The following is a 15492-nucleotide window of genomic DNA, read 5'->3' as shown; positions in this document are numbered from 1 at the left end:
TTTTTATTGCCGTAATGATGGTGATGGCTATGAGCTCTCATGCACAAAACAGCAACAACCCATGGGCACTTTCGTTTGGCGTTAACGCAGTTGACACAAGAACTAGTGCTGGCGGAGGAAAAAATTGGCTAGACAAACATTTTTCTCAAGCGTTCAATGTAGGTGATAACTGGAATATTCTACCTTCTGTGTCTTATCTTAGCATTGCTAGATCAGTTGGGAACAATTTTTCTGTTGGAATTCAAGGGTCTATAAATAAAATTGACAAATTTGTAGTTTTTGATCCTACTGCTCCTGTTCATAATGGTGCTGGATATGCAGTAACAAATCCTGGAGATTTAATGTATTACGGTATTGACGCAAGCGTTAAATATAGCTTTATGTCTTTGATCAAATCTAAAGTAATTGATCCTTCCTTGCATTTAGGTGGAGGTTATACTTTCTTGGGAGACAACAGTTACGGAACTGTTAATCCAGGAGCTGGTTTGACATTTTGGTTTACTGAAAACGTTGGTTTTTCTTTAGAGACTTCTTACAAAAAATCATTTGGAGACAGAAATGCTGTTGGAGATCAATATATTCCAAACTCTCCTTCTCATTTCCAACACACAGCTGGTATTACTTTCCAATTTGGTGGAAAAGATACTGATGGTGATGGAATTTATGACAAAGATGATGCTTGTCCAGAAGTTGCTGGTTTAAAACAATTCAACGGATGTCCTGATACTGACGGAGACGGAATTATTGACGGAAGTGACGCTTGTCCAGATGTATTTGGTTTAGCTGCATTAAACGGATGTCCTGACACTGACGGAGACGGTATTGCTGACAAAGATGATGCTTGTCCAGAAGTTGCTGGTTTAGCTGCTTTCAAAGGTTGTCCAGATACAGATAAAGACGGTCTTGCCGATAAAGATGACAAATGTCCTACAGTAGCTGGTCCTAAAGAAAATGGTGGATGTCCAGTATTGGATGCTGACAAAGATGGTGTAGCTGATAAAGATGATGATTGTCCTACAGTAGCTGGTCCTGCTAGCAATAAAGGATGTCCTGAAGTAACTCCAGAAGTTGTTGAAAGTCTTAAAATTCAAGCTAAATCAGTTTACTTTAATACAGGTAAATCTACTTTCAAAGTTGGTGACGCTGCAACTGTAGCTAGTTTAGATGCAATGAGAGAAATCCTTAAAAATTATCCAAATGCTAAATTTAGCATCGAAGGACACACAGACAGCGATGGTTCTACTAAATTTAACCAAAAACTTTCTGAAGACAGAGCTAATGCTGTTAGAACTGCTTTAATAGAAAAAGGCGTAAATGCTAATAATTTGACTGCTGTAGGTTTTGGTGAATCTAAACCAATTGCTTCAAACAAAACTAAAGCTGGTAAAGCTAAAAACAGAAGAACAGAAGTAAAACACATCGGTTCTACATTCTAAATAAATGTAATTTACATCTGTAAATAATTTTAAAAAGCCGTTCTTAATTGAACGGCTTTTTTTATATTTATAAAATGACAAACATTTCATTTTTAGATAAAATTGCACAGGTTTTAATTGAGAATTATTCGGAAAAACTATCTAATATCATTGTGGTTTTGCCTAATAAGAGAGCTAAAATATTTTTGGTCGAAGCATTAAAAAAGCAGGTTTCAACCAATATTTTGTCTCCTGAGATTATTAGTATTGAAGAATTTATTCAAGATATTGCCAGTATTCGAAACATTGATCCAATAGAATTGTTGTTCGAATTCCATGAAGTCTATTTGTCCATAACCGAAAAACCAAACCAACAATCTTTTGAACTTTTTGCCAATTGGGCCAAAACATTGCTTCAGGATTTCAATGAGATAGACCGTTATTTATTGGAACCATCACACGTGCTTTCTTATCTAAAAGATATTGAAGATATCAAGAAATGGGGAATTGAAGTCGAAAACAAAACGCAATTACTTGAAAATTACATCGACTTTTGGAAATTATTGCCCACTTATTACCAATCGCTTTACGATCATTTGTTAAACAAAGGAATTGGTTACCAAGGCTTGATTTATCGGGAAGCAGTCAACAATCTCAATCATTTTTCAGATTCCGTAAAAGATAAACAATTTGTTTTTGCCGGTTTCAACGCCTTGAATGCCGCCGAAGAGCGAATCATTCAACATTTAATCGCTTCGGATCAAGCCAAAATATATTGGGATGTAGATCAAACGTTTTTAAATGACCCGTTTCACGATGCAGGATTGTTTGTAAGACGTTTCAAATCGAGCTGGAAACATTATAAATCCAACCCTTTTGAATGGATTGTGGACGATTTTTCACAGTCTAAAAACATCCAAATTATTGGCACTCCTAAAACTATAGGTCAAGCCAAAATTACTGGAAGCACAATCGAAAATATTATCAACGAAAATCCAAATACAACTTTGGACAAAGTGGCTGTAGTGCTTGGAGAGGAAAACCTCTTGGTGCCGCTTTTGTATTCACTGCCATCAACTGTTGGTGCTTTGAATATCACGATGGGTTATTCAAGCAAGAATAATCCAGCACAGATTTTGATTGCCAAATTGTTTAAAATGCACACAAATTCCTTGTCCAGGAATGCCAAAAGTTATGTCTTTTATTACAAAGATGTTTTGGATATTTTGACACATCCATTGGTGGAACCTTATGCAAAAACCAGTGCGTTGGTAAACGTCATCAATCAAAACAATTACACCTTTGTCACGCATCATAAATTGATGGAATTGAACCCCAATCCGACGGATTTGTTCTTGTTGTTGTTCCAAAAATGGGAAAAAGGTTCGATGGCGGTTTTGGAAACTATTTCTGGTTTGTTGCAAACCATTAAAACAAATTTAAGCAACGACAATGAAGAGGAAAAAATCACCAAAGCCTTTGTTTATGCCATTTTCAAAGTAATCAATAAACTGATTAATTACTATGCAAAACATTCGCACATCGACAAAATCGAAACGCTTTATGCGATTTACAAACAAGTAATAGATTTGGCTGAGGTTTCTTTCGAAGGAGAACCTTTGAATGGTTTGCAAATCATGGGTGTTTTGGAAAGTCGTGTTTTGGATTTCGAAACCGTCATCGTCACTTCAATGAACGAAGGGAAATTTCCAGCTGGAAAATCGCAGAATTCATTCATTCCTTACGATGTGAAAAGGGAATTGGGTTTGCCTACATTCAAGGAAAAAGATGCGATTTACACCTATCATTTCTATCATTTATTGCAACGCGCCAAGAACATTTACTTGCTTTACAACACTGAAAGCGAAGGCTTGGATGCAGGCGAAAAAAGTCGTTTTATCACCCAATTGGAAGTGGAGAAACAACCCAAACATACACTTTCCCACGAGATTTATAATGCAGTTTTGCCCGAAACGGCTTATCAGCCAATGGTAATTCCAAAATCACAGGCAGTAATGTTGCGATTGAAGGAAATTGCCGAAAAAGGATTTTCTCCATCAGCCTTGACAAGTTATATCCGAAATCCAATTGATTTTTATTTCCAAAAGATTTTGCGCATCAGTGAAGTCGAGGAAGTCGAGGAAAATATTGCCTTGAATACTTTGGGGACTATTATTCACGAAACCTTGGAAGCATTATATGCTCCATTTATTGGAAAGTTTTTATCCGAAACTGACATTTCAAACTGTTTCAAATTGTTGGATGCCGAAGTTTTGAAGCAATTCAAATTGGTTTATAAAGAAGGCGAAATCAAAAAAGGGCGAAACTTGCTGGCTTTTGAAGTGGCAAAACGAAATGTCTTCAATTTTCTGAAAGTTGAATTGGAACGCATCAAAAATGGTGATGCCGTCAAGATTTTGGAACTTGAAAAAACTTTTGAAAGAAAGTTGGAACATCCGAGTTTGCCTTTCCCGGTTTTAATCAAGGGGAATGTGGACAGGATTGAAGAGTGCAACGGAGTTATCAGGATTATCGATTATAAAACGGGTAAAGTCGAAAAGCCCAATGTTACTCTAAAATCATGGAAAGGCCTAACGGCAGAAATCAAAAACGATAAAATTATCCAGGTTTTGGCCTATGCTTATATGTATGAAAACGAAGTAAATGGAAAGCCAATTGAAGCCGGAATTATTTCTTTCAAAAACTTGAAATCCGGATTTTTACCATTTAATTTCAAAGATGGTAAAGTGGAAAATGCTATAATTGGTAAAGAAATTCTATCCAATTATTTGGAACAAATGGTTTTGTTGTTGAATGAAATTTTGGATAAAGAAATCCCTTTTGAGGAGAAAATTTAACCATTTAGTTTAGCATAAACTTTTATTCTGTCATTTCGATAAAAGTTTAAACCTCTTTAAAAAACTCTAATAATACATTTTTCAATTCTTCTCGATTTTCAAGGTGACTCATGTGACCGTCAGGAAAAGTGACAAGTTTTGCAGTGGTATTTTCAATTTGTTTCAAGCCGTCTTCATAATTCAAAACGGGGTCTTTTTTCCCTAAAATAAACAAGATTGGATAAGTAGCGGAGCGCAGTAAAGTTTCTCTGTCTTTTCTGATTTTCATTCCTTCGAGTGAAGCGACGATTCCTTGCAATGGTGTTTTTAAGGCTTCGGCTCTTACTTTTTCGATTTCGTCAACTAATCGTTCCCGATTGTCTGGGTTAAAAAGATTGGCAATGGACAGTCTTACAAACCCAATATAATCTTTCTTCACGGCTTTTATGGCACGATTCCGATTGGTTTTTCGTTCCTCGCTGTCGGCTTTTGAAGTCGAATTCATCAAGACCAAACCTTTTACGATCGCAGGATACAACTCGGCAAAAGCCAAAGCCACGTAACCGCCCATGGAATGCCCGACAAAAATGGCTTTCCGGATTCGCAATTTGGACAAAACCGCTTGAACAGCCTCGGCATTGTCTTCCATGGAATGCACATAACCCAAACATCCTGATTTGCCGTGACCCAATAAATCGATGCTGATGATGCGGTTTTTTTTGTTCCATTCCGGAATTAAATCCTGCCACATTGTTTGGTTTTCCAAAAAACCGTGCAGCAAAACAACGGCACTGCCTTTGCCGGTATCGAAATAGGAGATTTTCGTGTTTTTGTAGTCGATTTGATTCAAAACAGGAATTTTTATTGCAAAAATAAGGCTAAAATTTTTTAAACCACATAAGAAATATAAGTTCATGTAAGAAAATCTTAAAGAGAGTTGATTATTAATTTGTTAAAGAAAATAACTACATTTGAATAAAGATTTTTTAGATATGAGCAAGATTTTAATAACAGGAAACGGATTTGATTTATTCCATCATTTACCAACGAAATACCATCATTTTATTTCTATAATGGAGACTATCGAAAAGTTTCAGCCTAGTAAAGAAGCCACTTTTGGAGATTTGTTCGGAAGAATATTTAAAGATAAATATCTAGATGATTATAATTCTATTATTGATAATTATAATGTTGAACAAATCAAATTTGATAATTCAAAAATTAAACAAATAGATGAATTATTAAAAACCAATCTTTGGTATAAATATTTTAAAACTGTTTTGGAAATTGATACTTGGATTGATTTTGAAATGGAAATTGAATATGTTTTAAATCAATTAGCAATATTTAATAAATATGAAGATAAATCAGTTATTAGAAAAAATTACTTTAGTGATTCATTAATGAAAGAAACTGATTTTGAGATTTTTAATGTATTGACATTTTTTAGTTTCGAAATATTTAAATTAAAGGAAGAATATATTAATGTAAGGAAGGGTAGTATTAACTTTAAAAAAATAATTGAAGATTTAGCGAAATCATTTGAGGAATTTATTGTGATTTTTAATCGTTATTTAGTTGATATTGTTGGTGTTTTTTATGCTGAAACAAAGGAAAAAATAGAGATTCCATTTCATTTAATGAATGAAATTTACACATTTAATTACACTCCAACTTTGGAAAATATTTATAAAGTAGGTAAGTCTAAAGTGATTTATTTACACGGTGAAATAAATGAAGATTGTGGCAAACAAAATATAGTTCTTGGAATTAGTGAAATGCCAAAAGATGTTAAAGCAAGCAAGATGTTTGATTTCACTAAATATTATCAGAAGGTAAATAAAAACTCTAACAACAAATTTATAGAGATTCCAAAATCAGCAAAAGATATTTTTGATGAAAAAATTTTCTATATTATTGGACATTCTCTTGATGAATCAGACAAAGAATATATTATTGATTTATTTGAGTTTTTAAAGATTGATAAGACTGAGTATTCTAAAATTTGTGTGTTCTATTATAACGCAAAAGATAAAGAAAATAAATGGAAAAATTTATTTAGTATAATAGATAAGAATACGATTCTTGAAATGAATAAGTTTGGTAGGTTGTATTTTGTTGAATTGAAAGCTGAAAATATTAATCGTGAATTTGGTCGAGAAACTTATACTATTTCAGATTCATTTTTCATTTTTTAAAACGGCTCACATTTCTGCAAACCGTTTTAAATCTAAACTCTAAACTCAGAAATCTAAAATTAATTCATCAAACTCTCGATTTCCTCAATTTCAATCGGGATATTTCGCATCAAGTTAAACGGTTCGCCAGTTTCCTGAACTACCAAATTGTCTTCCAATCGAATTCCGAAACCTTCAGCAGGAATGTAGATTCCTGGTTCTACGGTAAAAACCATGTTGGCTTTCATTGGCTCGGTCAAGATTCCGTAATCGTGCGTGTCCAATCCCATGTGGTGGGAAGTTCCGTGCATAAAATATTTTTTGTAAGCAGGCCAATCCGGATTTTCGTTTTGCACGTCGGCTTTGTCCAAAAGTCCTAAACCAAGTAGTTCCGAAGTCATTATTTTGCCCACTTCAAAATGGTATTGTTTCCATAAAGTTCCCGGAACAAGCATTTTGGTTGCTTCGTTTTTCACGCGTAAAACAGCGTTATAAACTTCTTTTTGTCTTTCGTTGAATCTACCAGAAACGGGAATCATTCGCGTCATGTCACTGGAATAATTGGCGTATTCGGCGGCCACGTCCAATAGAATTAAATCGCCTGCCTTGCATTGCTGGTTGTTTTCGATGTAATGCAAAACATTGGCGTTATTTCCCGAAGCAATAATGGGTGTGTAAGCAAAACCTTTGGAACGATTGCGGATGAATTCGTGAATCAATTCGGCTTCAATTTCGTATTCGGTTACGTTTGGTTTTACGAATGACAATAATCTTCTAAAACCTTTTTCAGTGATATTACATGCGTTTTGGATTAAATCCAATTCTTCTGTTTCTTTTACGGAACGAATGCGTTGCAATATGGGATTGCTTTTTGCGACAGCGTGTGCAGGATATTTTTCTTTCCACCATTTTACGAAACGGGCTTCGCGAGTTTCGGTTTCTACCGTAGCACGATAATGCTCGTTGGTGTTGATGTAAATCGTGTCGGAATGTGTCATCATTTCGAACAAAACTTTTTCGAAATCCTGCAACCAATGCACGGTTTTTATTCCTGAAACTTCAAAAGCTCGTTCTTTGGTTAATTTTTCGCCTTCCCAAATTGCAATGTGTTCGCTGGTTTCTTTGAGGAACAACATTTCTCTTTGGTTTTCATAAGGTGCGTCCGGAAAAAGCAGTAAAATGCTTTCTTCTTGGTCAACTCCACTTAAATAGAAAATATCGCGGTGTTGTGCAAATGGCAGAGTACTGTCGGCAGAAACGGGATAAATGTCATTGGAATTGAAAATCGCCACGCTTTTTGGCTTCATTTGAGCCGTGAATTTGGCGCGATTTTTTATAAAAAGGTGTCGGTCAATTTGATGGTATTTCATAACAATTAGGGTTATACTTTTGTTTACTCAAAAATAGTAAGTTTAAATCGTTTTTTGTTATGAATTCGTCATAATTTAAATAAAAAACTCAAAACACGGTAGATTAAAATTTACATTTTAAACGGCAGCGTTTTGAGTTTTGTGTTAGAAAGATTGACTTAGAACTGGGCAGTTTCAGTAGAATCTTTCATGGCAGTTGTTGTAGATTTTCCAATTGTTACCGTGTTTTGTACCGCATCAAAATAAGAAGTTCCTACAAATCCTTGGTGTTTTACAGCTTTGAATCCTTGTTTTTGCAAAGCGAATTCTCTTTCCTGTAATTCAGAATAACCTGCCATTCCTCTTTGTTTGTAAGCCATGGACAATTCGAACATGCTGGTGTTTAGTGCATGGAATCCAGCCAAGGTGATGAATTGGAATTTATATCCCATTGCCGCTAAATCTTCCCTAAATGTTTCCATTTCGGCAACCGATAATTTGGCAGCCCAGTTGAAAGAAGGTGAACAGTTGTAAGCCAACATTTTTCCGGGGAATTTTGCGTGAATTCCTTCGGCAAATTTCCGGGCGTAATCAAGATCTGGATTGCTGGTTTCCATCCAAATCAAGTCGGCATAAGGAGCATAGCTCAATCCACGGTCAATTCCTTGTTCAACACCACAATTTACGTAGAAAAATCCTTCGCCTGTTTTTTCTCCCGTGATGAATTTCGCATCTCTTGGATCGATATCGCTGGTTAATAAGTTAGCGGCATCAGCATCAGTACGGGCAACAACAAGTGTTGGTGTTCCCATAACATCAGCAGCTAATCTGGCAGCAATTAGTTTGTTGATGGCTTCTTGTGTAGGAACCAATACTTTTCCGCCAAGGTGTCCACATTTTTTGGCAGAACTCAATTGATCTTCAAAGTGAACTCCTGCCGCACCAGACTCTATCATCGATTTCATCAATTCAAAAGCATTTAGATTGCCTCCAAAACCAGCTTCGGCATCGGCAACTATGGGAACTAAATAATCTTTTTTGTCAGCTGTTCCGTTTACAACTTGTATTTGGTCTGCACGTAAAAGTGCATTATTGATTCGTTTTACCACCAATGGAACACTGTTTGCAGGATACAAAGATTGGTCAGGATACATTTCTCCAGCAACATTTGCATCAGCGGCAACTTGCCATCCGCTTAAATAAATAGCTTCTAAACCTGCTTCTACTTCTTGAATGGCTTGATTTCCCGTGAGTGCTCCAAGTCCGGCAACGAAATCCTGGGAATTCAATTTGTTCCATAATTTGTTGGCGCCAATTTTTGCAATGGTATGCTCTATTTGATAAGAACCTTGGAGTTTTACCACTTCTTCAGCAGTGTAAGGGCGTTCGATACCTTTCCATCTTGGATTTGTAATCCAATCGGTAACTAATTCTTGAATTCTTGTTTCTGTGGTTTTCATAATTTATTGTTTTTTTGGTGGTTTTTTTTAAATGTATTTGTATCCTGCAATCGTTAAAAAGTCAATGAAATTTGGGTTGACAACCAAAAGGTCTAATAATTGTTCAGCTAATTTGTATTTGCCGTTTTCATATTCTTTGTCGCCAACTAATTTTTTTATTTTTTCAAATTCTTCCATTGCCAAGCGATCATAGTATTTTTCGTTTAACACTTTTCCATCGTCCAATGTCACTTCGTTTTGCAGCCATTGCCATAATTGCGACCTTGAAATTTCTGCGGTAGCGGCATCTTCCATCAAATGATGAATCGCTGCTGCACCTTGTCCGTTCAGCCAAGAAGCTAGATATAGAATGGAAACATTTATGTTTTTTCTAATGCCTTCTTCGGTTATTGTTCCTTTTGGAGCTTCCAGCAAATCAGCTTCGGTAACGTTTACATCTTCTCTTTTTATGTGGATTTGATTTTTTGTTCGCATGTATTTATCAAAAACGTCCATTGCAATAGGCACTAAATCCGGATGTGCTACCCAAGTTCCGTCGTGTCCGTTATTCGCTTCGCGTTCTTTGTCGGCAATTACTTTGTTGAACGCAATTTCATTCGCCTCTTCATCGTTTTTTATCGGAATTTGCGCGGCCATTCCGCCAATGGCATGAATGTTTCTTTTGTGACATCTCTGAATTACTAATTGTGAATAGGCACTCATAAACGGTGAAGTCATCGTCACTTGGTCTCTGTTTGGGACAATAAAAGCAGGATTGTTTCGTAGTTTTTTGATGTAGGAAAAAATATAATCCCATCTTCCGCAATTCAGTCCGACGATATGGTCTCTTAATTCAAAGATGATTTCATCCAATTGAAAACTGGCGGTGATTGTTTCAATTAAAACAGTTACTTTGAATGTTCCGTTTTTTAGTTTTAAATATTCCTCTGAAAATTCCAAAACTTCATTCCACCACCGGGCTTCTAGATAGTTTTCTATTTTTGGAATATAAAAATAGGGTGCCGTTTCGTTTTGCATTAGCTGTTCAAAATTATGAAACGCATACAAACCAAAATCGACCAACGCGCCAGAAGTTTCTTGATTCTCCATCAAAAGATGTCTTTCATTCAAATGCAAACCTCTTGGGCGAACAATTAAAACTGCTGTTTTTTCATTAAGCACATATTTCTTGTTTTTTTTTGTGTCTTCTAAAGTGATGGTTTTGTTTACGGCATCTTTTAGATTTTGTTGGCCTTCCATTAAATTGTTCCAAGTAGGCGATGTGCTGTCTTCAAAATCGGCCATAAATGTTTTTGCGCCAGAATTTAGTGCGTTGATTACCATTTTTCTGTCAACTGGTCCGGTGATTTCAACTCTGCGGTCCAAAAGGTCATTGGGAGTTTTTGACGCTTGCCAATTGCCCTCTCTTATGCTCTTGGTTTCGACGGGAAATGTTGGCAACTCGCCACTATCAAATAATTCTTGTTGTTTTTTTCTTTCTTCTAAAAGAGCCAGTCTTTTTTCGTTAAAATTTTCGTGAAGCAAAGACAAGAAAGTCATGGCTTCGTCGGTCAGGATTTCAGGATACTGCGCTGTGGTTTCATCTGAAAAATTTAACAGATTTGTCGTGTATAATTCTTTTAAATCCATTTTTAGTAGAGTTTAATTTAACAAAAATTTAGTTTCGTTGATAATTTTTAATTATTCAACACTGCAATAGTACAAAAAGTTTTTTACAAAATAAGCGAACGTACGCTAAAAATGAAAAAAATATTTTTTGTGGATTTTATTTTTATTGTTATATTTGATTATTATGAATATAGAAAAGGATTATATCAAGTTAATTTTTGGGCTTAAACTCAAGCAGGCTCGAACAAACAAGAATTTGTCTTTATTTGGCTTGGCTAAAATAACAGACCTTTCGAAGTCGTATTTGAATGAAATTGAAAAGGGAAAAAAATATCCAAAGACGGATAAAATAATTCTTTTGGCTGAAAAATTAGATGTCACTTACGATCATATGGTTTCTTTGAAGCTGGATAATAATCTGGCTCCTATTGGCGAAATCCTGAAATCGGGAATTCTGAAAGAGATTCCGTTGGATCTTTTTGGCATTCAAGAGAATGATTTAATAGATATTATTGCCAATGCGCCGGCGAAGGTCAATGCGTTTATAAGTACCATCATAGAAATTGCCCAACATTACAATTTAACACGCGAAAGTTTTTTCTTGGCATCTTTACGTTCGTACCAAGAAGCCCACAATAATTATTTTGATGATTTAGAACAAAAGGTGCTCTCGTTTTGCAAAGCATTTCATGTCAATATGGAGGCAAAGATTTCTCTAGAGGAATTAAGTGCTATTTTAATAGAAGAATATGGCTATTCAATCAAGGAAATTGCTTTTACTGAAAGGGAGGAATTGGGTGATTTAAGGTCTATTTATGTTCCAAAAAGTAAAACATTATTGTTGTCGACAGAAATTGATGACCATCAAAAAGCATTTATTCTAGCCAAGGAAATTGCGTATAATTATCTTGAAATTACTGAAAGGTTGTATACTTTTAGTTGGATTAAGTTTGATAATTTCGACCAAGTATTGAATAATTTTTATGCTTCATACTTTGCTGGAGCCTTGCTTTTGCCTCGACAATTGTTGATTGACGAGTTGAATTTGTTTTTGGCGAAAACGGATCCAAAACCGCAGGAAATGATTGAGCTGATGGGAAAATTCAATGTTTCTCCTGAATCTTTTTATCAAAGGTTGACTAATATTTTGCCCAAAGATTTTCAATTAAAAAATCTGTTTTTTCTACGGTTGTCGCATCAAATAGGGACAAATACCTATCAAATCAAGAAAGAACTGCACATCACGAATCAGCAAGAACCGCACGCCAACGAGATGAACGAACATTATTGTAGAAGATGGGTTTCCATAAAAACGATGGCAGGCGCATTGAAGCAAAACAAAAAACATTTTTTTGACGCGCAGATTTCTCGCTACGAAAACAGTAATAACGAGTTCTTGGTCTTTTCGTCGGCCACTTTAGATCCTTTCAAGAAAGATTGTTTGAGGAGTATTACGGTGGGGATATTGATTACGCCAGGAATGAAGAAAAAGTTCAAGTTTATCGACAGTCCATCTCTGCAAAAACAGCTGGTGGGTGTTACTTGTGAAACCTGTGCGGTAAAAGATTGTCTTGAAAGAGCATCGGCGCCGATTCATTTAGAGCAAAAGATTAGAAACGAAAAAACCGATTTTATTGTTCAACAATATATGGCTAAATTCAGTTAAATTCAGTTTGTTTTTTAGCAAAAAAGGAATGAAACCTGATTGTTTCATTTTGTGATTTCGTGGAAGTTTTTTTAGGTGGTGGAAATTAATATTTTTTCGAGGAGTTAATTATGGGTTCTTTTTTTATGTATGAAAAACGAGAATGTTCCAAAATGCAAGGCCAATAATGAATCTTTGTTGTTTGTTTAAAACAAGTAAAGAATTATTATAAATAACAACTAAAAGGTTGTGGTTCGTTTCTATTTACTTTATTTTTGTATAAAATTTTATTAAATAATTTATTTCAAATCTTATGGCAAAATCTACGTTGTTGAAGTCGTCAATAGCAAAAAAAGTGGCTATGGCACTTTCTGGAATTTTTCTGATTCTGTTTCTGGCATTACATTTTTTCGTCAATTTGGTTTCGGTTTTTAGTGCCGATTCTTATAATGTGATGTCTCATTTTATGGGTTATAATCCTTTAATCCAATTCGTTATGCAGCCAATATTGGTAGCAGGCGTTGTTTTTCACTTTGTAATGGGTTTTGTGTTGGAGATAAAAAATCGAAGTGCTAGACCAATCGCTTATGTAAAATATGATGGAGCAGCAAATGCTTCATGGGCATCCAGAAACATGATATATTCTGGCTTGGTTGTTTTAGCATTTTTAGTGCTTCATTTCTATGATTTTTGGTTTGCAGAAATGATGTATAAATATGTAAATGTTAACGCAATTGAGGAAACAAGATATTTCCCGGAAATGGTTCACAAATTTGAAAGTCCGGTTCGTACAGGATTTTATTGTGTTGCGTTTATATTGTTGTCCATACATCTTTGGCACGGTTTCACATCCTCTTTGCAATCAATTGGATTTGACAGCAAAATCGGAAAATCATTGCATAAAATATGTCATGCTTTTGCAATTATAGTTCCTTTTGGATTTATTTTCATTGCACTATTTCATCATTTTAATAATTAATATCAATCTATAATGAAACTAGATTCTAAAATACCAGAAGGTCACATTTCACAAAAATGGACTGATTATAAAGATCACCTAAAGTTAGTTGCTCCAAACAACCGACCAAAAATAGATATTATTGTAGTAGGAACTGGATTGGCTGGAGCTTCGGCAGCAGCGTCTTTTGCCGAAATGGGATATAACGTAAAAGCATTTTGTTACCAAGATTCTCCACGTCGTGCACACTCCATCGCTGCACAAGGAGGTATCAATGCGGCCAAAAATTATCAAAATGATGGTGATAGTACGTTCCGTTTGTTTTATGATACCATCAAAGGTGGAGATTACCGCGCTCGTGAGGCAAACGTTCACCGTTTAGCAGAAGTTTCCGGTAATATCATCGATCAATGCGTGGCCCAAGGGGTTCCTTTTGCACGTGATTACGGAGGATATTTGGACAACCGTTCTTTTGGTGGTACACAAGTACAACGTACTTTTTATGCAGCTGGACAAACAGGTCAACAATTGTTGTTGGGAGCTTATTCTTCTTTATCAAGACAAATCGGTTTAGGTAAAGTGGATATGTACAACCGCCACGAAATGTTGGAATTGGTAAAAGTAAACGGTAAAGCTCGCGGAATCATTGCTCGTAACTTGATTACTGGAGAATTAGAAAGACATTCTGCTCACGCCGTAATTATTGCAACAGGAGGATATGGAAACGTATATTTCCTCTCTACCAATGCAATGGGGTCGAATGTAACAGCTGGTTGGAAAGTGCACAAACAAGGTGCTTTGTTCGCCAATCCTTGTTACGTACAAATTCACCCAACTTGTATTCCTGTTCACGGAACCAATCAATCTAAATTGACCTTGATGTCTGAGTCGTTAAGAAACTCTGGACGTATTTGGGTGCCAAAGAAAAAAGAAGATGCCGAAGCGATTCGTGCCGGTAAATTGAAACCAACACAAATTGCCGAAGAAGATAGAGATTACTATTTGGAAAGAAAATATCCGGCATTTGGTAACTTGGTGCCTCGTGATGTGGCTTCAAGAGCAGCAAAAGAAGTTTGCGACGCAGGTCACGGAATTGAAGCTAACGACACCAATGAAGGCGTTTATTTGGATTTCTCCACAGAGATTCAATCTAAAGGAAAACAAACGGCATACGCCAAAGGAAATCACAATCCTTCTCAAGAAGAAATTCTTTCATTGGGAAAAAAATGGTTGGAAGAAAAATACGGTAACTTGTTTACCATGTACCAAAAAATCACGGACGAGAATCCGTATGAAACGCCAATGAAAATTTACCCTGCGGTTCACTACACCATGGGTGGAGTTTGGGTAGATTACAACTTGCAATCTACAATTCCAGGTTGTTTCGTTGCGGGAGAAGCGAATTTCTCTGACCACGGAGCCAATCGTTTGGGAGCTTCGGCTTTGATGCAAGGTTTGGCCGACGGTTATTTCGTATTGCCTTACACGGTTTCTGATTATTTGGCTGATGATATTCGTACAGGAAAAATCTCTACAGATTTACCTGAATTCGTTGAAGCTGAAAAAAACGTAAGAGATTCAATTAATAAATTCCTTTCAAATAATGGAACAAAAACAGTGGATCATTTCCACAAACGTTTAGGTTTGATTATGTGGAACAAAGTAGGAATGGGTCGTAACGAGAAAGGTTTGACAGAGGCCATTTCGGAAATTGCAACTCTTAAAGAAGAATTCTACAAAGACGTTTACGTTCCGGGTAGCGCTGACGAATTGAATCCAGAATTAGAAAAAGCACTTCGTGTTGCCGATTTCATCGAATTGGGACAATTAATGGCCATCGACGGATTGCAACGTAAAGAATCTTGTGGAGGTCACTTTCGTGAAGAATATCAAGATGCCGAAGGGGAAACACTTCGTGACGACGAAAACTTCAAATTTGTGGGTGCTTGGGAATACAAAGGAGACGACATCAGCAAAGAAGAACTTCACAAAGAAGAATTAAAATACGAGTTTATTAAAATAGCCGCAAGAAATTACAAATAA

At 35.8% G+C, this 15492-nt stretch carries 10 protein-coding genes; 6 read left to right on the top strand and 4 right to left on the bottom strand.

All coding sequences use genetic code 11. The features are described 5' to 3' along the window. The first annotated feature begins 5 nt into the window (after positions 1-5). Both C0430_RS01045 and C0430_RS01040 read left to right on the top strand, forming a co-directional pair. The gene (locus C0430_RS01045) at positions 6-1436 is read left to right on the top strand and encodes an OmpA family protein (RefSeq protein WP_290864548.1); all 1431 of its coding nucleotides are present in this window, start codon (positions 6-8) and stop codon (positions 1434-1436) included. A gap of 74 nt (positions 1437-1510) precedes the next feature. Then, a complete protein-coding gene (locus tag C0430_RS01040) occupies positions 1511-4273 on the top strand; it encodes a PD-(D/E)XK nuclease family protein (RefSeq protein ID WP_290864546.1) in 2763 nt (920 codons plus the stop codon). 46 nt (positions 4274-4319) lie between these two features. Here the strand turns inward: C0430_RS01040 and C0430_RS01035 are convergent, their stop codons facing one another. Continuing rightward, on the bottom strand, positions 4320-5102 hold the full coding sequence (locus C0430_RS01035; protein WP_290864545.1) for an alpha/beta hydrolase: 783 nt from the start codon (positions 5100-5102) through the stop codon (positions 4320-4322). Between the two features lie 142 nt (positions 5103-5244). Between C0430_RS01035 and C0430_RS01030 the strand changes: the two genes are divergently transcribed. Further along, positions 5245-6450: an AbiH family protein gene (locus C0430_RS01030; protein ID WP_290864543.1), complete on the top strand. Its 1206-nt coding sequence runs from the start codon at positions 5245-5247 to the stop codon at positions 6448-6450. Between the two features lie 59 nt (positions 6451-6509). Here the strand turns inward: C0430_RS01030 and C0430_RS01025 are convergent, their stop codons facing one another. The 3 genes from C0430_RS01025 to aceB all read right to left on the bottom strand — a co-directional run bounded on the left by C0430_RS01025 (position 6510) and on the right by aceB (position 10867). Beyond that, positions 6510-7799, bottom strand: coding sequence for an aminopeptidase P family protein (locus C0430_RS01025; protein ID WP_290864541.1), 1290 nt, complete (start codon positions 7797-7799; stop codon positions 6510-6512). Positions 7800-7957: 158 nt separating this feature from the next. Next, entirely contained in the window at positions 7958-9238 is a 1281-nt protein-coding gene (gene aceA, locus C0430_RS01020) for an isocitrate lyase (protein ID WP_290864539.1), read from the bottom strand. A gap of 27 nt (positions 9239-9265) precedes the next feature. Beyond that, positions 9266-10867 carry a malate synthase A gene (aceB, locus tag C0430_RS01015; protein WP_290864537.1) on the bottom strand — a complete coding sequence of 534 codons (1602 nt, stop codon included), beginning with the start codon at positions 10865-10867 and terminating at the stop codon, positions 9266-9268. 163 nt (positions 10868-11030) lie between these two features. Here aceB and C0430_RS01010 point away from each other — a divergent pair, with 163 nt between their 5' ends. The 3 genes from C0430_RS01010 to C0430_RS01000 all read left to right on the top strand — a co-directional run bounded on the left by C0430_RS01010 (position 11031) and on the right by C0430_RS01000 (position 15492). Continuing rightward, positions 11031-12512, top strand: a complete 1482-nt coding sequence (locus C0430_RS01010) for a helix-turn-helix domain-containing protein (RefSeq protein WP_290864535.1) — start codon at positions 11031-11033, stop codon at positions 12510-12512. A gap of 292 nt (positions 12513-12804) precedes the next feature. Then, entirely contained in the window at positions 12805-13470 is a 666-nt protein-coding gene (locus C0430_RS01005) for a succinate dehydrogenase cytochrome b subunit (RefSeq protein WP_290864533.1), read from the top strand. A 12-nt stretch (positions 13471-13482) separates the two neighbouring features. Beyond that, complete coding sequence (locus C0430_RS01000; protein WP_290864532.1) at positions 13483-15492, top strand: fumarate reductase/succinate dehydrogenase flavoprotein subunit; 2010 nt, start codon at positions 13483-13485, stop codon at positions 15490-15492.

It is taken from the genome of Flavobacterium sp., assembly GCF_013823965.1.
GTDB lineage: Bacteria > Bacteroidota > Bacteroidia > Flavobacteriales > Flavobacteriaceae > Flavobacterium.
Note: the sequence above shows the minus strand (reverse complement) of the source record. Positions and strands in the feature narration are given on the sequence as shown.

Bases quoted from the DNA above. Each gene is read 5' to 3' on its own strand.
- C0430_RS01030 (WP_290864543.1), top strand. From the start codon at position 5,245: ATGAGCAAGATTTTAATAACAGGAAACGGATTTGATTTATTCCATCAT.
- C0430_RS01040 (WP_290864546.1), top strand. From the start codon at position 1,511: ATGACAAACATTTCATTTTTAGATAAAATTGCACAGGTTTTAATTGAG.
- C0430_RS01000 (WP_290864532.1), top strand. From the start codon at position 13,483: ATGAAACTAGATTCTAAAATACCAGAAGGTCACATTTCACAAAAATGG.
- C0430_RS01010 (WP_290864535.1), top strand. From the start codon at position 11,031: ATGAATATAGAAAAGGATTATATCAAGTTAATTTTTGGGCTTAAACTC.
- aceA (WP_290864539.1), bottom strand. From the start codon at position 9,238: ATGAAAACCACAGAAACAAGAATTCAAGAATTAGTTACCGATTGGATT.
- C0430_RS01025 (WP_290864541.1), bottom strand. From the start codon at position 7,799: ATGAAATACCATCAAATTGACCGACACCTTTTTATAAAAAATCGCGCC.
- C0430_RS01005 (WP_290864533.1), top strand. From the start codon at position 12,805: ATGGCAAAATCTACGTTGTTGAAGTCGTCAATAGCAAAAAAAGTGGCT.
- aceB (WP_290864537.1), bottom strand. From the start codon at position 10,867: ATGGATTTAAAAGAATTATACACGACAAATCTGTTAAATTTTTCAGAT.